The sequence below is a fragment of the Scytonema sp. HK-05 genome (assembly GCF_963872035.1).
Lineage (GTDB): Bacteria > Cyanobacteriota > Cyanobacteriia > Cyanobacteriales > Nostocaceae > Kalymmatonema.
The window spans coordinates 207,188-231,023 of record NZ_CAWMYC010000001.1 but is presented as its reverse complement, the minus strand read 5'-3'; the positions used below and the strand labels follow the sequence as shown (position 1 = coordinate 231,023).

Here is a 23,836-nt window from a genome sequence, read left to right as displayed (position 1 = left end):
GTGGTGCAGTTAAGAAGAACTCAGCTTGGGTTCCTCAACATTCTGCCTACCGAGTTCCTAGCTGCGGAGTTCTTTTTCGGTCAATTGTCTTCAGGACTTTTTCGACTTCGTCTGTGTATGCATTGACTGCTTGAATATGGACTTGTGTTGCATTGACGTGCGCTTCTACAGCCTGTTGATATAAATAGAGTGACTGGGCATCATCCTGCGAATGCAATAACTGTGCATAGTAGTAAGATTGTTGTGCGTAATACTGTATCAGGGTTCCGTACTCTTCAAGAAAATGACCGCATTCCTGTAGCGACTGGTCGTTGCGTTTTTGTAAACTTTTACCACACCTCTCGACTATTAAACCATGTTTTTTCGCCAGCACTGCATGTTGTTGTGCCGCTTGGGCGCTCTTGTCAGAAACTCTATGCATAACTTTTCTTTTGTATTTCTTAAATTATCAAGATTTATGTTTTAGAAATCGAAGCATTGCCCTTGATCTAACTTAGGTTTTATCAAAAACTCCGTTTATACTAGTGAAGCGTTGGCGCGTGGCAATGTCTAAAATGGTAGGTACAAATTACGATTCGTACTCAACTCCTTTGCGCTATTTCTCCGGTTTGCGATTGTTCCTAAATAGATTCTTTTGAGCGTAAACAAAGAGAGCTTGAGTTTTAACAAAGTTAAGCTGAGCTTTGGCATAGATAGCTTCAGCCTCAGCACGCTTAATACCTAAAGTATGCTGTTTTTGAGTTTGTTCGTCTTGAATGTCTTTTTCATCCTCGCATTGAGCAACCAAAACGTCGGGAACCTGTTTATCCGACTTTGTTGGGAAGGCATCAGCTAGACTCACTTCACCATTATCTATTTGCCTAGCCAAACTGAGTAAAGCATCAGCTAAGATAATTGGTACCCTAATAGCCCGAGTTCTGCCAAGCTTCCATGAAGGAGCTGGACCTCGCTTACCACGTGGGGGACTATCTAACATAGGTTAACCTGTACAAATGTATGCATCATCATGAACTTGTACAAGTTTAGAAAACTTGTACAAGTTAAGTGTAAGCTAAAGATTATTAGTAATCAAAAAACATTGCGTTTACTGCTTCACAGGTTGAGCGCGAGTACTGAGTTCAACGATCACTGATAAACAAACCTAGCTTGTATGCAAGATTGGACAGTCGTAACAAGTTTTCTGGACAAGCACCTACGTTTTTTGCTTTCGTCTTCCTGATTCAAACTTAACTAAGTACAAAACTATGCTTAACTCTGACTCTAATGATGGGCTCAAACTCCAATTAAAGGTAGGTAAAAAGAGGACTACTACTTTATTAAAGCAGTATGTGTTAGAGGAGTTTGTCAGCCTGTTTGAGAATGCGAAGATTCAGGCTATGTTACTGGAGTCGGAGATGGAAGTCATGGAACAAGGTTGTTCTAGGTGGGTGAGTGTGATTGTTTACTACGAGCATTTAGGACAACAGATTAAAGACGAAATTCAGGCGAATTGTCAGCAATGGGCGGTTTTTCGAGATTCCACAGGTATCATTGAGGTAGAAATATTTACCTGCCCATTTCTTGACCCGAAAAAGTGCATAACTCGTGTAGATTTGAAATGTTTGGCCGGATGGAATGACAGCCCAGTAAAACAGGGAATCCGACCAACTTTGCTTTGGTGACTCAATCATTTGTTCATAATAAAATGATGAGCGTGAATAAACATCACTCAACAGTAATGATTTTCGTTTTATGCTGTTTTCCAAACCTCGCCGAATTCTAGTTGTAGATGATGTCGCCGATAATTTACTTTTACTTCAAACAGTTTTAGAAGTCGAGGGATATGAGATTGAGACTGCTTTAAATGGTTGTTTAGCCTTAGCTATGATTGAGGATTCTCCACCTGATTTATTGCTGCTAGATGTCATGATGCCAGACATGAGCGGGTATGAACTCACCGAAAGTATCCGCCAAAATGACAAACTACCCTTCATTCCCATTTTGCTGATTACAGCTTATGACGAGGTGAATGTGGCAGAAGGATTAATAAAAGGCGCAAATGGTTTTATCCGTAAGCCCATCGACTTTGATTTATTACTGACAAAAATTAGCGAAATTTTAAGCTAAGACTAAGAAACTACTCCACCTTGGCAGAGTTTTCGGGTGGGGCTTCGAGGTTCACGGGAGATTTGCCTCAGGTACTAAGTCAGCGGACATAATCAAACGTAGGATGTGTTAGGCGCAGCCGTAACGCATTAATCCCTTGCTCAGCATGGGTTACGCTATCGCGGTTCCCATCCTACTAAGTAAGTAGGCTAGAAAAAATCAAACTATGTAAAGAAAAGTAAATATTGGAAACTAGCTCGTAGTAAGCGCTTTAGGGCTAAAGAGCTTACTACATACCTTTAATTATTATCGAAGAACCACTACTAGAACGATTACGATGCCCGGACTTGCCGTTGTCGCACGCGTTCGGGGCTTCCAGTAGGAATTGAGGCAATCAGCTTCTGCGTGTATTCCTCTTTAGGTTCACGGTAGATACTCTCCGCTGTGCCTTGTTCGACGATTTCACCACGATTCATCACCAAAATGCGATCGCTCATAAATTTCACGACACTCAAATCGTGGGAAATAAAGATATAAGTTAACCCAAATTCATCTTGCAATTCTTTAAGTAGATTTAGCACCTGTGCTTGCACCGACACATCCAGCGCGGAAACCGATTCATCGCAGATTATGAACTTGGGATTTAATGCCAAAGAACGGGCAATACAAATCCGCTGACGTTGCCCACCAGAAAACTGATGAGGATAGCGATTCATAGCATCTGCAGTCAATCCCACCCGTTCTAGGAGGTAAGCAACACGTTCTCGCCGTTGTTGCTTTGTCTTACCAATCGAGTGAATGACCAATGGTTCCATAATTGCTTCCCCAACCTTGAAGCGTGGATCAAGGGCGCTAAATGGATTTTGGAAAATAATTTGCATTTCTCGCCGCAACTGTTGCAACGGTTTGCCTTTGAGGGTGGTAATGTCTTGTCCCTCAAACAGGATTTGACCGCCCATTGGTTCGATTAATCGTATTAAGGTTCTGCCAAGGGTCGTTTTGCCGCAGCCCGATTCTCCCACCAATCCCAGCGTTTCTCCCTTTTTGACATCAAAGGAAACGTTATTCACTGCCATAAAATAGCGTTTTGTGCCACCAAAAGCACCCTTGACAGGGAATCCAACTTTAAGTTCCGTGACTTGCAACAAAGGTTGCTGCTGTTCTAAGCTTGCCAATCTTTGATTAATCTCTTGCGTCGTCACTTCCACGGGTTGTTCAGGTTGTTTCGCCTGAATCAGCAAATCTCCCGCAGGCGTTTCCTCCACATTCATATAATCGGAAACTGTTAGTAGTTTATGTGGGCGGCGGTTGAGTGTGGGGCGACAAGCAACCAAGCCTTTTGTGTATGGATGTTGAGGATTCGCAAAAATTTGATCTGCCGAATTGTATTCGACTATTTTGCCTCTGTACATCACCGCAACTTTGTCGGCAATTTCTGAAATGAGTCCTAAGTCGTGGGTGATGAAAATCATTGCCATTTCCCGGCGCTGTTGCAATTCTCGCAGCAACTCCAAGATTGTTGCTTGTACCGTCACATCCAATGCTGTGGTTGGTTCATCTGCAATCAAAACCAAGGGGTTGCACGAAATTGCCATTGCGATCATCACCCGCTGCAACTGTCCGCCAGAAAGTTGATGCGGATAGCGTTCTAGGATTGCTTCTTTGTGTTCTTTAACCAACTGCGCTATCTTTTGCTCGTTTGGAGTTGATGAACCAAAAGAAGTGTGTTTCCAAGTCTCAAGATACTGTTGCCTGAGGGCTTCATCGCTGGGGAGCAGTTTTACCTCTTGCAGTCCGGCGATCGCAATTCGTCGTGCTTCCGATGCTGAAACATTCTGGTGTCGCAAAATCGCTTCAGTGATCTGAAACCCAATTGTGTAAACTGGATTGAGCGAACTCATCGGTTCTTGAAAAATCATCGCGATGTCGCCGCCTCTGTGGATCTGTATTTGCTCGCTAGGCAACTCCAATAAATTAATAGGTGCGCTATTGTCCTGAGGACGAAACCAAATTTCACCGCCACTCACCCTACCAGGATTCTGTATCAATCCCATCACAGCTAGGGATGTTACTGATTTTCCGCTTCCCGACTCCCCGACTATTCCTAGAGTTTCTCCTCGATTAAGTTCAAAGGAAATCCCATCTACAGCTTTGACAATTTTGGTGTCACCGGAATATTCAACTTGTAAATTGCGAACGTCTAGAATAGTTTCTTTCATAGAAGTTGGGGGTTTAAATCGTGACTTATAAATTATTTGGATTTTAACAGCGACTTTGATATTTTTTATTGATCTGGTGTAATTTTTGACGATAATTGTGTTTTATTGTTACACCTTTAGTGTTCGAGCTTGCTAAGGGACTTCCAAGGAATAGGGGATTTCCAAGAAATAAATTATCCCTAACAGTGGGGTGGGCGTCCCCGCCCGCCCTGGATACAAAGGACGGGTGGGGACACCCATCCCACAAGAAAATTTGGGATATTTTTTTATTTGGAAGTCCCTAAAACGGAATGTCGTCCGGATCGGGTTCTGCAGTTGGCGTTACTGGATACGTGCTGCGCTCAAAATTTTTACTTTTACGTTGTTCCTCTATGTCATCTTGAGGAAGAACGCCAACGCTGTTTGTTGCTGGAGTAGGCGTGGGAAGAGGTGACTCGTAAGTGGGAGTTGCTTTTGCAGGAGACGCCACAGGGGACGGCATTGGTGAGGACGGTTCCCGGCGCAAGGAAGTGTCGGTTGTTGATTGCGTTTGCACAACCGATGCTGATGAACTGGTATTAATCGCTGTTCCCAAAGAGTGAATCTTTTGCACTGTCAATTCAGCACGTTTTTCTTTGAAACCTTCTGGACGTTCGATGGTATTCATACTTAAACGTCCTTCCAGTAAGACGCGATCGCCTTGGTGATAGTTTTGCTGAATTTCTTTTGCCAAGTTCCCCCACCCTACCACTTTTAAGGTTCCTGGTGGTTCTCCCTCTCGTGGAGAGGAAAACTGCACCAGCATTTCAGTCACTTCCAAGTTATCAGCTGTAAAACGAAGTTGTGGCTCTTGGATAATTTCCGCCAACAATATGCAACTATTCATTCAATCAAATCCTCCTTATAAAGGTAAAATACTAAGTGATAGGAAAAAATGCAGCTCCCTTGCTGAGTGATCGTATATAGGAAAGGGTGGATGAGGAAATTTGCATGAGTGGTTGTAGAGCTAGATAAATTAAAATATCGAGCTTTATTTACAATTTTCTTGAAAAAAGCTCTGTTCTGCTCTCAGTTTTTAGTCACTTTTAGCATAAAAGCCAAGCGATTGTGGCGAACAGAGGTCGCTACCCTGCTCACAACCTTCACCTGACTGGAAAAAGCATTGAACTTGACACTTGATTAGTATAATTGTACCACAAAACAATTCTTAATTAATTACCAACACAATCATCGTAAGTCCTGCGGACAAGCTGCACCAAGCGCGTAAGCTCCTCGCTCCGCGAGGCACGCTTAGGGTCTCCGGACGAGATATTACAAATTACGAATTAGTCTTGACATGAGCTGGTGAAATGCCAAAAGCAACTAATCGTGCTGGTAAGTCACGCAAAAAGGGCAGCTGTAAAAAAGCTGGTGGTTGAAATTGCTGTTGTGAGTTAAGAACACGGGCAAATATCCGCTGCTGCACCAAAGACTGAAATGCCTGGATAACGCGTGTCGGTAACTCGCGTTGGCGTTGTACTTTGGCTAAATGGTGTAATTGTACACTTCCCTGTTGAAGTGGTTTACTGAGAACATTGGCAGCGACGACAGCATCTTGAATTGCATAGTTAATGCCAACTCCACCAACAGGGGACATGACATGGGCGGCGTCACCAATAAGCAACAGCCCAAGACGATACCAACGCTTGAGGCGGCTGGACTCCACAGATAGGAAAGCTATCTGCGACCAATCGTGCAAGTGTTCTATACGGTCTTGCAAATCCGGTACAACTTCAACAATAGATTGTCGGAGTGCTTCCATACCAGCAGCGCGAATTTGCTGGTAACCGCCTTTGGGAATGACGTAGGCGATTTGCCATTCATCACCACGTTCAAGCATTGCTACGATATGACCACGTCCAATGCGTCCCATTCCGCCTGCAGGGTCTTGCGGTTTCCTGGGTAGGCGGAACCAAAGAACATCCATCGGTGCTGAGGTTTGGATAGGTTCAAAGCCAGACAGTTGACGCAGACGTGAATGGCGTCCGTCTGCAGCGACTGTGAGAATTGCCCGAACTTCGTGCCAACCTCCATGTCCTCGATAGCGCACACCTTGAACTATCCCATCCTCTTCAATCAACTCCTGTACATTCGCACCCAGCACAAGCTGAAAATTTGGATACTTTTGAGCTTCGGCGATGATAAACTCCAAAAATCTCGCTTGGGGAAGCATTGTAATGTAGGGGTAGCGAGTCTTGAGGCGACTGAAGTCAGCGAGAGTCAGGCTAGCTTCAGGAGTCTGAATGCTAATGCTGCGCATTTTGGAGTGGGGAAGTTGCAGCAAGCGTTCAGCTAAGCCCAGTTCTTCCATGATTTCCATGACCGAGGGATGAATTGTGTCACCTCGAAAGTCGCGGTCAAAATCTTTATGTGCTTCTAAAAGCATTAGGGAGATACCTTGACGCGCCAGCAACAGAGAAAGGATAACCCCTGCAGGACCACCACCGACAATGCAACAATTTGTCGTTTGTACGTCTAGAATGTCATGGGCAGAGGTTTGTGTCTCTTGGGAAGAATGTGAGGTGTGATGGGTAGCCATAAAAATAACACCCGAGTATTCATAATTCCACAGTAGTTAGCTTTTTATGGCAAATGCTACTTTTTTTTACTTTTCGTATTCTCTTGAAGCGTGTATCATGGGCGCTAAACCTCTATTATCTGTCGTTAGTGTTTTGTCTTTATGATTCATAACTAATGACTAATGACTAATGACTATATACAGTTATCTTAAATTCTCGTGGCGCAAGTTATTTTAGAAAACGTTTATAAAAGTTTTCCCCCTCGTAAAGGGGAAGGTGTTGCATCGCAACCACAACCGTCTCTCACATCTGGGAAGCAAGGCGATATTGTTCACCGTGGGGAAAGCGTCAATGTTTTACGGCGGATTAACCTAACGGTAGCAGATGGGGAATTTATGGTGCTGGTGGGACCTTCCGGTTGTGGAAAAAGCACCCTGCTGCGGTTAATTGCTGGGTTGGAAGCGATGACAGGAGGCAATATTTGGGTAAGCGATCGCCTCATTAATGACCTACCCCCCAAGGAACGAGACATCGCGATGGTGTTTCAAAATTACGCTTTGTATCCCCACATGACAGTGTATGACAACATAGCTTTTGGATTGCGACGCCGTTCCCTAGGAGGCGGGGAAGATGACGGACTAAAACCCTCCTCATCCTCCTCATCCTCCTCATCCTCCTCATCCCATCTTCGTAATTGGGCAGAAAACTTGTTGGTGGGAGTAACGCGATCGCTTCCCAAGGGACTAAGGTATATTTCTGATAGAGAACGGGCGGTGCATGAGCGAGTGCGTACTGTTGCCCAACTGTTGCAAATTGAAGCGCTGTTAAATCGCTTACCCAAGCAACTGTCTGGTGGACAAAGGCAAAGAGTCGCATTGGGAAGAGCGATCGCACGTAGTCCCCAAGTATTTTTAATGGATGAACCGCTTTCTAATTTAGATGCCAAACTCCGTGCAGAAACCCGCGCCCAAATTGTCAAACTACAACGTTCCTTGGGTGTGACGACAATTTATGTAACTCATGATCAAACCGAAGCCATGACGATGGGCGATCGCATTGCTATCCTTAATCAAGGTCAGCTGCAACAAGTTGCACCGCCGTTGGAACTTTACAATCGTCCAGCAAATCGCTTTGTGGCTGAATTCATTGGTTCACCACCCATGAATTTTATCTCTGTGCAGTTCCATGCTCCCCAGTTAATTACCAATGGTGATTTTCGCCTCACCTTGCCAGAAGTTTGGGCAAGTGCTTTGCAAAAATACGATGGGCAAACTCTCATTTTAGGTATTCGCCCGGAACACTTGATATTGAGCGTAGCTGCAAATAAAAATCTACCAGTGCAAGTAGAATTAGTAGAGAATCTCGGAAATGACACATATCTCTCCACACGACTTCTCGAACCAGCTTTTCAAAAATCTGCTTTTGGGGCAAACGAAGTGCAAGTGCGAGTTCCTTCAGAGCGTTCTGTGCGTGTCGGCGAACAACTCTGGTTATCTTTAACACTAGAGAAAATTCACTTTTTTGACCCAGAAACTGAGCAAGCGATATTTCCATAATTGGGAACTACGGTGTAGTGCTTTCCTACACCATACCTCTATACTTTTATAGTTGCTCAGTTCATTACCTAGTGGAATCAAGCTCATAGCACTTTTGCTTTTTGGCGTTATCGTAATAATATTGAGGCAAACTTGCAACTAATTTTACCTGCATCTCAGACAATTAACTTATCTGCATTGATGTTGATAGTTCCTCCCACTCCTCTGCCCAAAAGCCCACGATTGAATGCAGATATGGTACTTTCGGTGATTCCTCCATCGGGTGAACTACCCCTAACTTGCATTAAACCAGCATTAATTTCTATAGTCCCACTCCTACCTGAACCAAAAGTACTGGTCGTAACGGTTAACAGTAATTCCACTGTTGTTTGCTCCTTTAAATTGCAAACCTATAGGAACATTAATTGTGAGTAATGGTGGTGCTTGGGGATTAGTAGTACTGAAGTTAAAACCATTATCAAATATAAAACTATTGGCTGTGGAAGCTATAAACGAACCACCCACATCTAAACGAGCATTTTCTCCAAAAATAATCCCATTTGAATTAATTAAAAATAAATTCGCATTACCCAATACACCTAAAGTTCCTAAAATTTGGGAGGAATTTTTCCCTGTAACTCTGTTAATAATATTTTGAATTCCGCTGGCATTGGCAAAATAAACTTGCTGTTGTGTCCCAACGTTGAAATCAGTAAAACTGTGAAATAGGTTAGAACCAGGAATTGCACCACCTTCAATAATATCTCTTTCGACCGAGGAATTGAGACGAGAGCGTTCAACACCAAGAGAATTATCAGGGTTTATTTGCGCTGATGCTTTTAGGTTACAAGTATTAAATGTAGTCCTGGGAAAACCTATAGTTATTATTATTAATCGCCGACACCATGTTGGAATCATCCGAGTTAGCCGTTAATCAAACTAGAATCAACAACAAAACCCAATATGCTGCTAAGCATATTGGGTTTCGTCCTGCTCTGTAAGTTTAGAACGAATTACACCTCAGCAACCACTTGCTCCTGTTCTCTTTCCACAAACGCCTGCACGCGAGCGCGGTATTGTCTTAATGATTCATCAACCCAGTCACGATCATTACTGTTAGCGTACAAATGTACAATCGGTTCGCTAGCATCTGGTAACACTAGCACCCAACTGTCATCATAAGGCTGACAAATTTTCACCCCATCAATTAACTCCAGGTTTTGAGCTGGGTGAGTTTCTACCAAGTAACGCATCAGCGCTCCCTTGACAGTCCAAGGGCAACGTATTGTATGAGCTTTGTGAATCACACGCGGCAATTCTGAGCGTACAGTGGCGAGAGAACGCTCTTGTATCGTTAGCATTTCAATCAGCTTGGCAGCACAGAACATAGCATCAAATCCTGGATGCAACTGTGGGAAAATAAAGCCAATGTCGCCACTACCTCCCAACACCACATTGGAATTTTTCTGACAAGCTTCCATCAATGCTGTGGGGTTTGCCTTCGTACGAATTACCTTAGCGTCGTGACGACGGGCAATTTGTTCCACACCACTAGAAGCATGAACTGGTACGACCACAGTTCCTCTAGGGTGAGCTGTTAACATCATATCTACCATCAGCGCTGTTAACATTTCCCCACGAATAGGAATGCCAGATTCATCAACCAGAATCAGCTGTTCTCCATTTGCGGAAACCTGGACGCCGAAGTTAGCTTTCAAAGCTTCCACCACATGACCCAACTGAGTTAGAAGTGCTTCGCGGTCAGCTGTAGACATGGCGCTTTTATTCAGACTGGCATTCAGCACCACCGCATCAGCACCAAAATTATCTAACATTTGCGGCAAGACTGCCCCAGATACCGAATAAACGTAGTCAATGACGACTTTTGCCCGACTGTTGCGAATTGTATCAATGTGCAAAAGCTTCTCGAAAGCAGTGCAGTATCGATCCATCACTTGGCTGGGGTAGGCAACATTGCCAATTTCATGGATTTGCGATCGCCGCATATCTTCCTTGAAATAAGCCCCTTCGATTTTCTTTTCCAAGGATTTGGTGATATTAATTCCCTTGACATCCATGAACTCAATCAGGATGTAGTCGGGGCGATCAGGATGCACCCGCACGTGAATCCCGCCAGCTACCGACATTGTGGGTATCACTGTGCGAGCGATCGGCAAAGCTGTGGCATCTAGGTTTTGAATATCGATACCTACTGACATCAAACCAGCAATTAATGACCGCGTGACCATGCGAGAAACATTGCGCTGGTCGCGGGAAACTGTGATCCGAGAACCTGGCTTCAAGGTGGAACCGTATGCTGCTCCCAACTTGACGGCAAATTCTGGGGTAATATCAATATTGGCTAGCCCTTGGACGCCTCGTTGCCCAAATAAATTGCGCTGCGCGGTGTTACCCCAAATCAAGTTAATGTTTAAAATTGCCCCAGACTCAATCTTTTTACTGGGCCAAACGCGCACAAACGGGCTAATTTGAGCTTCTTCTCCCACAGTCGAAAGCGAACCAACCACAGCGCCTTCCAAGACATGAGCGCGACGATCTACACGCGCACCACGGGAGATGACACAAGCACTCAGATGTGCTTCGTCACCGATGATCGCTCCATTCCAAACAATCGGACGCTTCAGATTAGCGTCAGCGCCAATGGTAACATTGTCTCCAATGACGGTTCCGGCTTCAATCTGTACTCTTGCCCCAATACGGCAATTGTCCCCAATGACTGCTGGGGCTTCAATCTCGGCTGTATGGTCGATATAAGTATTTTGACCTACCCACAATCCAGGCGAAACTTCTTTATAGGCAAAGTCAAGTTTGACTTTCTTATGTAATCCATCATACTGAGCTTCGCGATAGGCATCTAAGTGACCGACATCGCACCAATAACCTTGAGCAATGTAACCATACATTGGCTCATTCTTTGCCAGTAGCAAGGGAAACAACTCTTTCGAGAAGTCAGATTCTTGATTTGCCGGCAAGTATTCCAACACTTCTGGTTCTAGAATGTAAGTACCAGTGTTAACGGTGTCGGAAAAAATTTCACTTGTAGAGGGTTTTTCTAAAAATCGCTTAATCCGATTTTCTTCATCGGTAATCACCACCCCAAACTCAATTGGGTTGGGAACACGAGTCAAAACCAAAGTCGCTTTTGACTTTTTTTGTTTATGAAATTCAATTGCTGCTGTCAGGTCAAAATCGGTTATACTGTCGCCGCTAATTACTAAAAAAGTATCGTCAAGAAGTTCAGCAATATTTTTTACGCAACCTGCGGTACCCAAGGGCTGGTCTTCTTCTACCGCATAAGTCATCTGCACCCCAAAGTCGCTGCCATCTTGGAAGTAATCTCGCATGACATCAGGTAAATAATGCAATGTAGCAACGACTTCTGTAATTTGATGCCGTTTGAGAAGATTGATGATATGTTCGGCAATTGGTCTATTTAGGATGGGAACCATTGGTTTGGGCAGGTCACAAGTGAGCGGACGAAGCCGCGTTCCTGAACCCCCTGCCATCAGTACTGCACGCATAAATCCTCCTTAGCTGTTTGCACCACTTGCTGCGTTAATATCCATAAATTAAGATGTATTTTCTTTAGTCTCCTATGGATTTTCAAGTTTAGGGAACTTTCGCAAGATGCATCTGGTCAGGATTGGTAATATCTACTCGTCACACTACCCTGTTTATCTGTACAAAATCAAGAAGCACAAAGGTGTACAGACGCGTTCTGGCGCATTTGTACAGTCAGTAAAAGTTAAAAGAGTTTTTTAGTTTTTATTTTTGACTTTCTTTGTCTGCGGCTGCTGGACTGAAGGGTAGATGGCTATAATGCAATGAGCTACTCTAAACTTGATATAACGATGTATCAACGTATCAACTTACTACGATAGGGAAGACAACAGTAGCCAAAGTCTTTCCCAGCGGTTTCTGCCTCTGCTGACTTTTTGGCTAACAAGATTGCTTTTCGATGTCGTTATGAACTGCCAATATGGTCTAGGTAAAGCTTAACTCAAATTGTAACCAATTGCTTGTGGAGTTGTGCTGAATGGAATTAGTCATTTTTGGATTAGTGGTGGTTTATGCAGGTGGTATCTGGAAGTTCTTGGGTGGATTTAACCGGACTAACTTCCAGCGAACTTTGCCCAATCGTCTTGGTTTAGCCTTATTGTGGCCAGCTTTGTTTATGACAAGTAAATCCTATCGTCAAAACTTTAGAAAGGCTCTTAAAGGTTAGAAATGATCTCAACATTGGCAGTGGCGTGTATTCGCCTGATTGGCGGAATTTAGGGAACTGTCTGACTCAGAGATATTATTGCTTGCAAGAAATAACGACAGGGCTTAAGCCACTTAACTTTTAGATAGTGGACAAATCCGCTCGACTATATTTGCCCATACTTAGCATAACTATCGTCTCCTCAAACGCTGCCACTTTTTGCAACACAACCACTCCTAAGGTGTGTTTGGTTGTGTTGATTGATTAATCCTGAGAAAAAACTAAGCACAAATTGCAAAATTGTGCGATTATAAAGAAAGTCTTAAATTTCATTTAAAGGTAAAAGACTCATGATAACAGCCAAAATGATCCAACAAATCTGGGCGGTAATCGAGTCTACCCAAGTCACAACCTTGCTCCAGTTTGACGATGCTGCTTTAGTACAATTACTCCTCCAGCAGTTAAAAGCCAAGCAGGGGCTCGACGCGCAAACAGATGGCAGCCTTAATACTTACATCAAATCTAAACTGCCCCTAATTCGCGACACGGCTGAAGGTCGGCTATCCTTTGGGCAAAGCAATCATTAACTTAACGCAACAAATCGAATGATTGCTCACTGCTTCCGAATCTTCAAGAGAGTTTAACCACTACAACATGATAAATCACTGGCTAGCAATTGCCCTGGTAGCTTATCTCATTGGAGCGGCGATTGAAGGGATCACTACAGCCAGTCAACTATCTGATTCAGCACCAGAGCTAGCTAAAGGCATAGAAGACCACTCAACAGAGTCTGCCACTCCAACTAGCCCGAGTTGGCGAGTTGTCGCCGCTATTGCCTCGGTAAGCCTGTGTGGAGCTTTTTGTTGGCCTTGCCGCTTGATCCACCGTTTCATTAAAGAAAGCGTTTCATCTAAGGACTTGTAGAGGTTATATTATTTCGCTTCATTGTTCATAATAAAAGTTATTTGTAGTAAAAACAAGAGCTTTTGCTTTGTGGATAAAGAGGACTAAAGTCCTCACTACGAATTCACACGCTTATATACTCACACGCTTATATTAAGTGGAGACGAGATTATCTAGTTTAGTCCCTCCCTGTGGGGGAGAGACTAGCATTTGAGCAATGCGCTAACTAAAGTGCTTAATAATCGCCTCGCCAAATTCAGAACATCTCAAGGCTTCGACTGGCGGTTCCAGCAAACGCGCTAAGTCGTAGGTGACTTGACGGTTGGCGATCGCATCCCCTAAACCTTTCTTAATCAAATCAGCCGCTTCTTGCCAACCCAGATACTCCAGCATCATCACACCGGATAAAATCACCGAACCAGGATTTATCTTATCTAACCCTGCGTGTTTGGGTGCAGTGCCGTGGGTGGCTTCAAAAATGGCACATTGATCGCCAATATTTGCACCAGGTCCCATCCCCAGTCCGCCAACAATCGCTGCGGCTGCGTCAGACAAGTAATCGCCATTCAAGTTCATTGTTGCCAAAATCGAATACTCATCCGGTCTGGTTTGGATCTGTTGGAAAATACTGTCGGCAATGCGGTCATTGACCATCACTTTATCTTTCCACTGACCATGACCGTGAGTTGACCAAATTGAGTTAAGAACTGTTTCAACTTCCTTGACAATTTGAGCTTGTTTTTCTTCTGTTAAGGCATTAAAACCTGGATCAATCAGTCGGGCATTTTCTTCCAAGGAGATGTCAGGGTTGTTCTCCTTGTTACTCAAAATCCAAGATTCCCTTTCAGTGATGGTTTGACTGCGAAACTCGCTGGTTGCAAGTTCGTAACCCCAATCGCGGAAAGCGCCTTCGGTGTACTTCATAATGTTGCCTTTATGCACCAAAGTCACCATCTGCTTATGTTTGGGGAGTTGTAAGGCGTGTTTGATGGCACGTCGTACCAAACGCTGGGAACCCTTTTTGCTGATCGGTTTAATGCCAATCCCTGAGTCTAAAGGAATTCTCTTGTTACCGTGTTCTGGTGTGGCGGGGATCAGTTCGTTGTTGAGGATGGAAATCAGGCGATCGCCTATTTCGCTTCCTTGTCGCCACTCAATTCCTAAGTAAATATCTTCGGTATTTTCCCGGTAGACAATGACATCAAGTTTTTCTGGGTTTTTATGAGGTGAAGGCGTACCTGCATAGTAACGGCAAGGACGTACGCAGGCGTAAAGGTCAAAAATTTGCCGCAGGGCAACATTGAGGGAACGTATGCCACCGCCAATCGGGGTTGTTAAAGGTCCTTTGATGGCAACACCATATTCTTTAATTGCGGTCAAACTGTCTTGAGGTAAATACTGATATGTGCCGTATAATTCACAAGCTTCATCACCAACATAAACCTTGAACCAACTGATCTTGCGCTTGCCCTTGTATGCCGTTTCTACCGCAGCATCAAGTACTTTCTGGGTAACAGGCCAAATATCTATCCCCGTGCCATCGCCTCGAATAAAAGGGATAATCGGGTTGTCAGGAACAATCGGCTCCCCGTTGTTGAAGGTAATTTTTGCTCCTGTTGTAGGGGGGGTTATTTTGTCGTACATTAATCACTCCTGATGGCTACGCTGCAACATACTACCCTTCGGATTTATCTCCCAAAAGAGAAAGAGTTATGTTTGGAAGGCTAGCAGATTTTGCTGTGTCTTGTTTTAATAAGTTTTGATAAATTTATCAGGTTGATGAGGCGCAGAGCTTTTCTTTCCCCGATTTGCATCTTGGGTACACGTGCATGCAATTGGGCTAAACCGTTGCTATCTGATAGCTTGCACGCTTTATTAGTGTACTCTTTGAATATATAGCAAAATATCATGGCGCAACCAACAGAGATTACCATCAGCGTGACTGAGCAAGAGTTGGCAATGTTAAAATCCCACTGTTAAGTAAGTAACTATATTAACTGGGCATGAAGAAACGGATTAGGTGTCAGGAGGTAGGGGAAGGCATTAGACGTCTTGCAAAATTAAAAATAAGCACCCCCCTCAGTCCCCCCGCAAGCGGGGGGAAGCAATAAAAATCCTCTTCCCTCCTCGTTTACGGGGAGGGTTAGGGTGGGGTTCTAGGGACTTATGTAATCTTGTTTATTGCACTCGTACAAGTTTAAGGAAAATTGATTCAAAACTCAAAATTGAAAATTCAAAAATGTACCGACACCCATTTACCTAGTAAAAGTAAAAAGAATGAGTGGGCATTCTTGGCAATTTCCTGTAAACTACTCTTCGCTATCAGTGCAATACCCGTCCACAACATCTGATAGTTAATAGCTTATTCACCCAATTGCATTCCACAAGTAATGGTATGACAGACCCATTGATTGTATCAGGCACTGCTAATGACATCGACTCCCTCCGCCAACCGTTAGTCGCTGGGTCTATTGGCGTCCAACAGCAGGTGATCCCACAGTTAGCTAATTTGGGAGATACAGGCTTAGATGTCCTAATGGAATTTTTATTTGAACGTAAAGAAAATCCTGCAACTTCGGTAGATGGTAAAGCATACCAAGTTCTCTATAACTGTGATTCAGGCAAGGCAAAAGAATTTTTGCAAACTTATTTCCCTTTTGGGATTGTACCTCTAACCTCAGACGGTGGCATCGATTACAGTCCTCTGCAACAGCTACTAGCAACTCAAGATTTTCAAGCAGCCGATCGCATGACTCTACAAAAAATGTGTGAACTTGCGGGTTCAGCTGCGGTGCAAAGAAAATGGTTATATTTTACCGAAGTAGGAAATTTCCCACTCACTGATCTTAAGACCATCAACAGCCTGTGGTTAGTTCACTCAGAGGGTAAATTTGGCTTTTCCGTACAGCGAGAAATTTGGTTGGGGGTGGGTAAAAACTGGGAAAATCTTTGGACGAAAATTGGTTGGAAAAATGGCAATAACTGGACGCGGTATCCTAACGAGTTTACCTGGAACTTAAGCGCTCCCCGAGGTCACTTACCCTTGTCCAACCAACTGCGTGGAGTGCGAGTGATTGCTTCTTTGCTATCTCACCCTGCTTGGAATTAGTGATTAGTGACAAAGGACAAATCCCAAAATGGCAAGCGTTCGTCTAGAAAGCATTAAGCGTAGATTTAATAACGTCACCGCGATCGAGGACATTTCTTTTGAAATTCCCGATGGTGAGTTTTGGGTGCTAGTGGGACCTTCTGGTTGTGGTAAGTCTACTATTTTGCGAAGCATCGCTGGTTTGGAAACTGTCACCTCTGGCAAACTTTACATCGGGGATAGGCAAGTTAACAATATCCCAGCCCGACAGCGGGATGTGGCGATGGTGTTTCAAAACTACGCTTTGTATCCTCACATGACGGTGGCCCAAAACATTGCTTTTGGGTTGCAGATGCGGAAAATTGACGCCAAAGTGATTCAAGAAAGAGTGATGACGGTGGCGCGATCGCTTTCTCTGGAACATCTGTTGGATCGCAAACCCAAACAGCTTTCTGGCGGACAGCAGCAGCGGGTTGCATTAGGAAGGGCAATAGCCCGTGAACCACAAGTCTTTTTGTTGGATGAACCTTTGTCTAATTTAGATGCCCAGTTGCGAGATGATACGCGAGCAGAGTTGAAACAGCTGCATCAGGAATTGGAAATTACCACTGTCTACGTCACCCATGACCAAGTTGAAGCGATGACTTTGGCTGATAAGATTGTAGTCCTCAACTGGGGACGAATTCAACAAATCGGCGAGCCACAAACTATCTATTCCCAACCCGCGAACCGCATGGTGGCAACTTTCTTGGGTAATCCTCCAATGAATATTCTACCTGCCAAGTTCACTGGTGATAGTTTTGATGTGGGTGGTCAGGTGTTACCTTGTCCTGATTCTGTGCGGGAGAGTTTGCGCCCTGCGCCGGGGCAAAGTTTTGATTTGGGAATTCGTCCGGAGGATATTTATTTAAATGAACAAGAGAGGCATAGAGAACACAGAGAACAAGAGATGGGAGAGTTAGTGGTTGAGGTGAAGGTGGTAGAACCTTTGGGGAGGGAAACGTTGATTCGTGGAGGTTTACCAGATTCGAGTGTGATGCTGAATATTCAGACGGGTGCAAATGTGCGTCCTCATTCGGGCGATCGCCTTTCTCTAAAATTAGATCTAGATAAGTTATTTGTATTTGATTCAGCGACTGGGGATAAATTGTATTGTTAATGACTCTTAGATACAGCAATAGGGAGACCTGCGCCCAAACCTTGTCTAGTGTTTGTGAGCGCAGGCTTTGTTTGACTTCAACGATCATAAAAATTGGCGGTTAAGCAACTTGCTTCAACCGAGAGTTTGTTAACTCCCCTGGAGCAAACACCCCATTCTCTGTGATGATTGCTGCAATCAGTTCAGCTGGTGTGACATCAAAAGCTGGATTGTAAAATTCTACGCCATTTGGTGTGAGGATGGTGTCGCCGACTTTGTATATTTCCTCTGGATTGCGTTCCTCAATGGGAATTTCCTTACCGCTGGATAAAGAAAAATCAACGGTGGAAAGGGGTGCGGCAACATAAAAAGGAACGTTATGCGCCTTTGCTACGAGTGCTAAACTATACGTACCAATTTTGTTTGCTGTGTCTCCGTTAGCCGCAATTCTGTCAGCGCCTACAACCACAAGATGAATCAAACCCTGCTTCATGCAATGAGCTGCCATGCTATCAGTAATTAACGTGACTGGAATGCCTTCTTGGACACATTCCCATGTCGTTAGTTTTGCACCTTGCAAGCGAGGACGAGTTTCGTCAGCGAACACCCGCGCTAAACGCCCTTCTCGAAAAGCAGAACGCACAACACCCAAAGCCGTACCGTAACCTGCGGTTGCTAATGCTCCTGCGTTACAATGGGTCAAAATTGTCAATTTTTCTGGAGTTTCAGGCAAGACTGCCAAACCGTTGTCGCCGATGGCATAACAGGTTTGTAAATCTTCCGCGTTAATAGTTTGGGCAGTATACAAAAGGGTTTGTTTGATTTCTTCAACCGTTCCAAGAGTTTCATAGGCGGTTTTCAACATCCGTGAGATTGCCCAAAACAAATTCACCGCCGTCGGACGAGTCGAACGCAACAGTTGTGCCACTTTCTCCAAACTGTTCAAAAACTCATTGCGGTTGTTGGTTTCAATTTCCCTTGCCCCAAGATACATTCCGTATGCCGCAGCTACACCAATCGCAGGCGCACCTCGGACAATCATGGTTTTAATTGCCTGCGCCATATCTGAGCAACGGTGAATCTCGACAAATGTGTACTCATTAGGCAAGCGGGTTTGGTCAATCAGTGAAACTGAGTCGTTGTGCCAAATAACAGGATAAACTTGGTTTCTGGGAGAATTCATGGAATGTAACGTAATTAATTTTTTCAAATTGTAATGTTAAAAATTCTACAGGTTATGGCAGCTTTTCTGTCTGTGTACTTTTTTGCTGTTTTTGGGTGCAAACCCTTGTAAATCCACAAGACTCTCAAGAGAATTCTTTAAGGAGCAGAGCGCTAAAGGTTAGAATCAGGCATTTTCTGCGTAAACGCTGTTGGAACTACCATATTCTCCTCAAAAATCATATTTTTTTATTACGAATAACATACATTTTGTTTAAAAACTTAACAATTTTGTCATCATTTGATAACAAAATCTTTAACCTAGCCTATATTCCACACAATGATCACCGTTCAGTTAAGGATTATTTATGACAATTCCATGCGTGTAGAGACGTAGCATGCTACGTCTCTACGGATATCATCAGGCGGTGAAAAGCATCTTACCAGCAAGCGTATTGCGCTATAAGAGGCTTAATTTATTTCTTGGGGGATAGACACATAGATTTGCTCTCAGTCTTTTGAGGTAACGACTTCCTTTCCCTTACGGCTTTTAATCACTTTTGCAGGTACCCCCACAGCTATTGAAAACGGGGGAATATCTTTAGTCACAACTGCTCCTGCACCAATGACACTACCTTTACCAATAGTGACGCCATCTAATACAGTCACCGCATGTCCTAGCCAACAGTCGTCCTCAATCACAATTCCCTTACGCGTGACTCCTTGGTCTTCAATAGTCTGCATTGGGTCATCAAAAATGTGATTATTAGCAAATATCCCAACGTGCGCTGCAATAAGACAGCACTTGCCTATTTTGATATTTCCTGGACCTGCCAAACAAACATAAGGACCGATAAATGTACCTTCATCAATGTGAATACAGGTATCTTTCATTGCCCTGATGTCAACGCCACGCTCAAGGCTGACTTTATCTCCAAGATAAACTTTATTATTTGGGTGCCCTTGCGCACTGATACTAACACCATGTAAAAGACTCACCTGATTGCCAATATCAATACACGAGGTGTTGAGAAATTTAACGCCGTCTTCAATATAAACAGAACTACCTATACGGGCAAAAATATCACGATAGAAGAGATTTCGTAAGTTACTGCCGACAACCTTCGTGGGGATATTGCCTAACAAATTAGTCAATAAACTTTCTGATAAATGCTTCGACCAAAAAAAATTTTGCTTGTTATTCATTGTGAAATGATACTTCATAATAAATGATTTACGACAATTCCTCACAGCAGAGAATCAGACATACAATTGATTGACAAATTGACTTACTTACAAACTTACTTAATATTATGAAAGAAAAGGTGGTGTAGTATATGACCAATCTTCAGGAATATTTTTGTCAAATAGGTCATCTGTGACTAACAGGCTTTGCATTTACGCAAAGCCTGTTAGTTGCTGCTATTTCTTAGTCTCTGGTGTTCACCAGTTCCTTGCTAGTCCGGGTTTTAATAACTTTTGCAGGTGTCCCCACAGCGACTGAGAAGGGGGGAATATCTTTGGTAACAACTGCTCCTGCACCAATGACGCTACCCTTACCAATGGTAACTCCGTCTAAGACAGCTACGCCATGTCCTAGCCAGCAGTCATCCTCTATTACAATTCCCTGGCGAGAAACACCTTGGTATTTAATTGGCTCTATCGGGTCTGAGAAATTATGATTATTTGCATATATGCCAGTATTTGCTGCAATGAGACAGCGTTTGCCAATTTTAATGTCTCCAGGTCCAGCAATACAAACGCCAGGACCAATGAAAGTCTCTTGACTAATGTGTATGTTAGTGTTTCCCAAACACCCAATATTAACGTTACGTTCAATAGCTACTCCATTTTCCAAAGAAATTCTATTGTTTTGGTGTCCTCGTGCGTCTAGACGCGCACCTTTAAAAATAAACACCCCATTGCCGATTTCGATACAAGAAGTACTAAGAAATTCAACACCCTCTTGAATATAAACTGGTTTACCCATCCGACCAAAGATAGTACTATATACTATATTGCGCAGCTTTGGTCCCAGCATAATGGTTGGAAGACCTCCTAGTAAACTAATGACTAAAAGTTCATGCAAACGTTGTAATTTTGCTGAAGATTGCTCTCTATTCATAAGTGCGTCATCCTTAGGTAAGAGTTTTTGACAAGAATTCAGTTTGTATGCTATTGATACCAACTCGTGTTTCATTCTTTGCGTTTACGCTGATGCTGGTATTTTTACTCATCAACTGGATTTGGAGTCATGTGGAGAATTCCTCATAGCCTCCTAATGTTTGAACAACTCATGCAGGTATTGTCAAATCCCTCTAGTTAGATGCACAACATATAGTTCAATTGTGTTTGCTTGCAAGAAAAACTTGTAACGGTATCCATATAATAAGTAGATACACTATTAATCTTTTCTCTTGGCAAATTCAAAAGCCTTGTATTAAGTTTGTGGAAGTATCAACCATCAAATATAAACAGGCTGATTTTATCTTTGTCAGAGAATCTTAAGATAAAAAGTTTTACGCAACTACCGATACAATTATTCTTGTTGAGGGGACTATCTGCTGAGTCGCTCTAATCCTTTCCAAAAGATGCAGTTAAATCAACTGCTTGTTCAACACAACTACATTATTTCCTCAAGTTATTGCAAAGGAGCTTGAATTTCTCCTCTGATTCCCATGAAAATATAATTGTTGTTGAATTTCTCTTGGCGTTTTTATTTAAGTAAAACTAAATTATGGTGGAGTGTCTCCAACTTCTGCCATGACGTTAAAATCTGCCATCGGTGCAAATAAGTAAGCGCTTCCCCGAGCGCCATGACGAATCTGTTGCAGCCAGTTTATCAATTGGGCTGCCGCCATCATGTTGCACGTAGATGTTTTACAGACTAACCAAATCACGTTGAAAATGACACGAGTTGGAACTCAATAATATCATATATAACTGATAATGTCTACTATCTGCAATTAATCTACTGAGATCAAGCCTCGAGTTGCAACAGTGAGTCGTCAGAGGCTCCAAACCCTCGTTACCAGGTTCAACCTGGTAACGAGATATTAGAGCCTCTGGCTCTTGTTGGGTGCAAGATCTGAGCCTTTCACTAGCGGCGATCGCTAGTGAAAAATGAAAGAAACACATTTTCCTTCAATCTTTAAAAGCCTTACTGTACAAGGGTTTGAAAATGTGTTTCTTAGGAGTCTAATTACTGCTACACAGAACATGACTAAACTTGTTTAAAGTTTATCATTCAACTAAAGTTTCCTTTAGAGGGTCTGCTTCCCGCTTCATTCAAGGGAGTCGGCTCCAACAGTCCACGGGCGTAAATTTGGATGTAGCCCATCCTATTTATCAAAACTTTATGAGCTTTGAAGCTTTTAGCCACTTGAAACCGCTATTTTCAGCAAATTTAACAAATCATGGACTTTCTGTTTGACCTTTTTACAGGCTTGCTAGTAATGACCGCGACTATGGTTTACAAACCATTTTTTTAAGCCTTGGTTTTCGGCATGAAATTAATTTTACAACACAAAGTCAAAAAACTTACTTATATTGAAGAGATATAAGTAAGTTGAATAATGTTTTTAGCTATTTAATTTAGCTCTATAGACTTATATTTAGAAAACTCGATAATTTTTTTTAGCAAATGCCTTATCCCTGATACTTTTAACCCAAACATTGTGGACAAGCCAGACTGAGTACGACCTCCTCAGCGCAAACAGTCTACTTGCCTACTTCACCGTTTACAGCTAAATGTGTTAATTCATGCTCATAACCAGCAAACAGTTTAACATTACAAAGAATGTTTCTGCAAAGATTGCTTTGAACTGAGATGCTGAGCACGAAGAGATCTGTCGGCAACTGCTGTAGGGTCTTTTCTTCCTACTTTTTCGTGGATTTCGTAAGTGCTTGTTGCTCTAAAGCCATCCTCGAGAGTTTGGTAGGGTTAATTTTATCCTTTTTTCTAACCCCACTTGCTCAGGGAATGACCGAGTTTAAAAAATGTCGCTTTGGTACTATTGTGTGTGCTCCATCATTATCTGGTTTAGTTGAAGCACACAAATGGCTCAAACGGTGAGTTATTTTCCTATTTCAGACTTGGACTGTGCTACGCCGCATCAGTTGATACTCTTTTCTCCAAGTTTGGGGAGGTATGCCGTTGTGTTGACGAAACTGGCGGGAGAAATGGCACGCATTTTGATAACCGAGTGCTGAAGAAATTTGCTCGATTGTTTGGTCAGTTTCTTGAAGTAAGCAACGTGCTGCTGACATCCGACGCTTAACAATCCAACCGTTGACTGTTTCTCCTGTAATTTTTGCAACTCTGTTCGTCAAGTAAGCCGAAGAGTAACCAACTGCCTCAGCTACGTCACATAAAGTGATACCTTGGTGATAATTGGCTTCTATGTAATCGAAAACTTCTTTAAGTTGTGGAACGGTGGGAAAGATTGATTCTGAGTCTGCCGATGATGTCGTGTTGGCTGTGACAGGTTGTGCGAGATTTTGGCAGCAAGCAGCATACCAATACTGCATGAGTTTTGATTGCTTTTCTAATCTGACTGCTATAGCTTTAAGTAGCTGCTGTACGGTACAGGGCTTGGTAAGATAATCATCTGCTCCCAACTCCATACCTTTGCGAAGAGATGACTTGCTATCGCTACCAGTGAGAAAGATAAAGGGTATAATTGCTGTCACTGGCTCTTGGCGCAGCATCTTTAGAACGCCAAAACCATCCATGTTAGGCATCATGACATCGCAAATAACCAAATCGGGTTGATACTCTTGTGCTTTTTGGATACCAACAATACCATTTTGAGCACCTATGGTCTCAAAACCTTCAGCCTGAAGACCGTCTAAGAAGATATTGCGGGTCATTGCATCATCTTCAATAATCAGAATTTTTTTTGGTGATTCTTGTATCATATTCATTAGTAGAATTTGAGGGAGC

Annotated in this window: 22 protein-coding genes; 8 read left to right on the top strand and 14 right to left on the bottom strand. The window is 43.1% G+C overall.

Annotated elements, in window-relative coordinates; all coding sequences use genetic code 11:
- Positions 1-46: 46 nt before the first annotated feature.
- Together AACT52_RS00935 and AACT52_RS00930 are read right to left on the bottom strand one after the other, a co-directional pair.
- Positions 47-421 (bottom strand): hypothetical protein, encoded by a 375-nt coding sequence (locus AACT52_RS00935; protein WP_073626342.1) that lies wholly within the window; start codon positions 419-421, stop codon positions 47-49.
- Between the two features lie 174 nt (positions 422-595).
- Positions 596-976, bottom strand: coding sequence for a hypothetical protein (locus tag AACT52_RS00930; RefSeq protein WP_073626340.1), 381 nt, complete (start codon positions 974-976; stop codon positions 596-598).
- A gap of 268 nt (positions 977-1,244) precedes the next feature.
- Between AACT52_RS00930 and AACT52_RS00925 the strand changes: the two genes are divergently transcribed.
- A complete protein-coding gene (locus tag AACT52_RS00925; RefSeq protein WP_073626338.1) occupies positions 1,245-1,661 on the top strand; it encodes a hypothetical protein in 417 nt (138 codons plus the stop codon).
- Between the two features lie 70 nt (positions 1,662-1,731).
- The gene (locus tag AACT52_RS00920) at positions 1,732-2,106 is read left to right on the top strand and encodes a response regulator (RefSeq protein WP_073626336.1); all 375 of its coding nucleotides are present in this window, start codon (positions 1,732-1,734) and stop codon (positions 2,104-2,106) included.
- Positions 2,107-2,417: 311 nt separating this feature from the next.
- On the opposite strand, the gene AACT52_RS00915 is transcribed toward AACT52_RS00920, so the two are convergent.
- The 3 genes from AACT52_RS00915 to AACT52_RS00905 form a co-directional block, all read right to left on the bottom strand.
- On the bottom strand, positions 2,418-4,304 hold the full coding sequence (locus AACT52_RS00915) for an ABC transporter ATP-binding protein (protein ID WP_073626334.1): 1,887 nt from the start codon (positions 4,302-4,304) through the stop codon (positions 2,418-2,420).
- A 280-nt stretch (positions 4,305-4,584) separates the two neighbouring features.
- Positions 4,585-5,169, bottom strand: a complete 585-nt coding sequence (locus tag AACT52_RS00910) for a single-stranded DNA-binding protein (RefSeq protein ID WP_073626332.1) — start codon at positions 5,167-5,169, stop codon at positions 4,585-4,587.
- Between the two features lie 432 nt (positions 5,170-5,601).
- Positions 5,602-6,861 (bottom strand): FAD-dependent oxidoreductase, encoded by a 1,260-nt coding sequence (locus AACT52_RS00905; RefSeq protein ID WP_073626331.1) that lies wholly within the window; start codon positions 6,859-6,861, stop codon positions 5,602-5,604.
- Between the two features lie 198 nt (positions 6,862-7,059).
- Between AACT52_RS00905 and AACT52_RS00900 the strand changes: the two genes are divergently transcribed.
- Entirely contained in the window at positions 7,060-8,397 is a 1,338-nt protein-coding gene (locus AACT52_RS00900; RefSeq protein ID WP_073626329.1) for an ABC transporter ATP-binding protein, read from the top strand.
- Between the two features lie 155 nt (positions 8,398-8,552).
- Here AACT52_RS00900 and AACT52_RS00895 read toward each other — a convergent pair whose 3' ends face one another.
- The 3 genes from AACT52_RS00895 to AACT52_RS00885 all read right to left on the bottom strand — a co-directional run bounded on the left by AACT52_RS00895 (position 8,553) and on the right by AACT52_RS00885 (position 11,918).
- Positions 8,553-8,759, bottom strand: coding sequence for a hypothetical protein (locus AACT52_RS00895; protein ID WP_143172686.1), 207 nt, complete (start codon positions 8,757-8,759; stop codon positions 8,553-8,555).
- Positions 8,713-9,294, bottom strand: a complete 582-nt coding sequence (locus AACT52_RS00890; RefSeq protein WP_073626326.1) for a filamentous hemagglutinin N-terminal domain-containing protein — start codon at positions 9,292-9,294, stop codon at positions 8,713-8,715. The genes AACT52_RS00895 and AACT52_RS00890 overlap by 47 nt, the downstream gene beginning before the upstream one ends.
- Positions 9,295-9,389: 95 nt before the next feature.
- The gene (locus AACT52_RS00885; protein ID WP_073626324.1) at positions 9,390-11,918 is read right to left on the bottom strand and encodes a mannose-1-phosphate guanyltransferase; all 2,529 of its coding nucleotides are present in this window, start codon (positions 11,916-11,918) and stop codon (positions 9,390-9,392) included.
- A 515-nt stretch (positions 11,919-12,433) separates the two neighbouring features.
- On the opposite strand from AACT52_RS00885, the gene AACT52_RS00880 reads away from it, so the two are divergent.
- The 3 genes from AACT52_RS00880 to AACT52_RS00870 all read left to right on the top strand — a co-directional run bounded on the left by AACT52_RS00880 (position 12,434) and on the right by AACT52_RS00870 (position 13,525).
- On the top strand, positions 12,434-12,622 hold the full coding sequence (locus AACT52_RS00880; protein WP_041041371.1) for a hypothetical protein: 189 nt from the start codon (positions 12,434-12,436) through the stop codon (positions 12,620-12,622).
- A gap of 329 nt (positions 12,623-12,951) precedes the next feature.
- Positions 12,952-13,188, top strand: a complete 237-nt coding sequence (locus tag AACT52_RS00875; RefSeq protein WP_073626322.1) for a hypothetical protein — start codon at positions 12,952-12,954, stop codon at positions 13,186-13,188.
- Between the two features lie 67 nt (positions 13,189-13,255).
- Complete coding sequence (locus AACT52_RS00870) at positions 13,256-13,525, top strand: hypothetical protein (protein WP_198940791.1); 270 nt, start codon at positions 13,256-13,258, stop codon at positions 13,523-13,525.
- A gap of 201 nt (positions 13,526-13,726) precedes the next feature.
- On the opposite strand, the gene AACT52_RS00865 is transcribed toward AACT52_RS00870, so the two are convergent.
- Positions 13,727-15,148 carry an NADP-dependent isocitrate dehydrogenase gene (locus AACT52_RS00865; protein ID WP_073626320.1) on the bottom strand — a complete coding sequence of 474 codons (1,422 nt, stop codon included), beginning with the start codon at positions 15,146-15,148 and terminating at the stop codon, positions 13,727-13,729.
- Between the two features lie 751 nt (positions 15,149-15,899).
- On the opposite strand from AACT52_RS00865, the gene AACT52_RS00860 reads away from it, so the two are divergent.
- Positions 15,900-16,613: a GUN4 domain-containing protein gene (locus AACT52_RS00860; protein ID WP_073626318.1), complete on the top strand. Its 714-nt coding sequence runs from the start codon at positions 15,900-15,902 to the stop codon at positions 16,611-16,613.
- A 28-nt stretch (positions 16,614-16,641) separates the two neighbouring features.
- Positions 16,642-17,751 carry an ABC transporter ATP-binding protein gene (locus AACT52_RS00855; RefSeq protein ID WP_073626316.1) on the top strand — a complete coding sequence of 370 codons (1,110 nt, stop codon included), beginning with the start codon at positions 16,642-16,644 and terminating at the stop codon, positions 17,749-17,751.
- 100 nt (positions 17,752-17,851) lie between these two features.
- Here the strand turns inward: AACT52_RS00855 and mtnA are convergent, their stop codons facing one another.
- The 5 genes from mtnA to AACT52_RS00830 form a co-directional block, all read right to left on the bottom strand.
- The gene (mtnA, locus tag AACT52_RS00850; RefSeq protein ID WP_073626313.1) at positions 17,852-18,913 is read right to left on the bottom strand and encodes an S-methyl-5-thioribose-1-phosphate isomerase; all 1,062 of its coding nucleotides are present in this window, start codon (positions 18,911-18,913) and stop codon (positions 17,852-17,854) included.
- 488 nt (positions 18,914-19,401) lie between these two features.
- A complete protein-coding gene (locus AACT52_RS00845; RefSeq protein WP_073626405.1) occupies positions 19,402-20,097 on the bottom strand; it encodes an acyltransferase in 696 nt (231 codons plus the stop codon).
- Between the two features lie 223 nt (positions 20,098-20,320).
- Positions 20,321-21,016: an acyltransferase gene (locus tag AACT52_RS00840; protein WP_073626403.1), complete on the bottom strand. Its 696-nt coding sequence runs from the start codon at positions 21,014-21,016 to the stop codon at positions 20,321-20,323.
- A gap of 610 nt (positions 21,017-21,626) precedes the next feature.
- Complete coding sequence (locus AACT52_RS00835) at positions 21,627-21,755, bottom strand: hypothetical protein (protein WP_272937047.1); 129 nt, start codon at positions 21,753-21,755, stop codon at positions 21,627-21,629.
- 1,225 nt (positions 21,756-22,980) lie between these two features.
- Positions 22,981-23,811, bottom strand: a complete 831-nt coding sequence (locus AACT52_RS00830; protein WP_073626311.1) for a response regulator transcription factor — start codon at positions 23,809-23,811, stop codon at positions 22,981-22,983.
- Positions 23,812-23,836 lie beyond the last annotated feature (25 nt).

What these genes read in the sequence shown, in the direction of transcription:
- AACT52_RS00925 (WP_073626338.1), top strand. Translation starts at nt 1,245, where the DNA reads ATGCTTAACTCTGACTCTAATGATGGGCTCAAACTCCAATTAAAGGTA.
- AACT52_RS00885 (WP_073626324.1), bottom strand. Translation starts at nt 11,918, where the DNA reads ATGCGTGCAGTACTGATGGCAGGGGGTTCAGGAACGCGGCTTCGTCCG.
- AACT52_RS00880 (WP_041041371.1), top strand. Translation starts at nt 12,434, where the DNA reads ATGGAATTAGTCATTTTTGGATTAGTGGTGGTTTATGCAGGTGGTATC.
- AACT52_RS00890 (WP_073626326.1), bottom strand. Translation starts at nt 9,294, where the DNA reads ATGATTCCAACATGGTGTCGGCGATTAATAATAATAACTATAGGTTTT.
- AACT52_RS00870 (WP_198940791.1), top strand. Translation starts at nt 13,256, where the DNA reads ATGATAAATCACTGGCTAGCAATTGCCCTGGTAGCTTATCTCATTGGA.
- AACT52_RS00860 (WP_073626318.1), top strand. Translation starts at nt 15,900, where the DNA reads ATGACAGACCCATTGATTGTATCAGGCACTGCTAATGACATCGACTCC.
- AACT52_RS00855 (WP_073626316.1), top strand. Translation starts at nt 16,642, where the DNA reads ATGGCAAGCGTTCGTCTAGAAAGCATTAAGCGTAGATTTAATAACGTC.
- AACT52_RS00935 (WP_073626342.1), bottom strand. Translation starts at nt 421, where the DNA reads ATGCATAGAGTTTCTGACAAGAGCGCCCAAGCGGCACAACAACATGCA.
- AACT52_RS00830 (WP_073626311.1), bottom strand. Translation starts at nt 23,811, where the DNA reads ATGATACAAGAATCACCAAAAAAAATTCTGATTATTGAAGATGATGCA.
- AACT52_RS00910 (WP_073626332.1), bottom strand. Translation starts at nt 5,169, where the DNA reads ATGAATAGTTGCATATTGTTGGCGGAAATTATCCAAGAGCCACAACTT.
- AACT52_RS00840 (WP_073626403.1), bottom strand. Translation starts at nt 21,016, where the DNA reads ATGAATAGAGAGCAATCTTCAGCAAAATTACAACGTTTGCATGAACTT.
- AACT52_RS00915 (WP_073626334.1), bottom strand. Translation starts at nt 4,304, where the DNA reads ATGAAAGAAACTATTCTAGACGTTCGCAATTTACAAGTTGAATATTCC.
- AACT52_RS00865 (WP_073626320.1), bottom strand. Translation starts at nt 15,148, where the DNA reads ATGTACGACAAAATAACCCCCCCTACAACAGGAGCAAAAATTACCTTC.
- AACT52_RS00905 (WP_073626331.1), bottom strand. Translation starts at nt 6,861, where the DNA reads ATGGCTACCCATCACACCTCACATTCTTCCCAAGAGACACAAACCTCT.
- AACT52_RS00920 (WP_073626336.1), top strand. Translation starts at nt 1,732, where the DNA reads ATGCTGTTTTCCAAACCTCGCCGAATTCTAGTTGTAGATGATGTCGCC.
- AACT52_RS00845 (WP_073626405.1), bottom strand. Translation starts at nt 20,097, where the DNA reads ATGAATAACAAGCAAAATTTTTTTTGGTCGAAGCATTTATCAGAAAGT.
- mtnA (WP_073626313.1), bottom strand. Translation starts at nt 18,913, where the DNA reads ATGAATTCTCCCAGAAACCAAGTTTATCCTGTTATTTGGCACAACGAC.
- AACT52_RS00930 (WP_073626340.1), bottom strand. Translation starts at nt 976, where the DNA reads ATGTTAGATAGTCCCCCACGTGGTAAGCGAGGTCCAGCTCCTTCATGG.
- AACT52_RS00875 (WP_073626322.1), top strand. Translation starts at nt 12,952, where the DNA reads ATGATAACAGCCAAAATGATCCAACAAATCTGGGCGGTAATCGAGTCT.
- AACT52_RS00835 (WP_272937047.1), bottom strand. Translation starts at nt 21,755, where the DNA reads ATGATGGCGGCAGCCCAATTGATAAACTGGCTGCAACAGATTCGTCAT.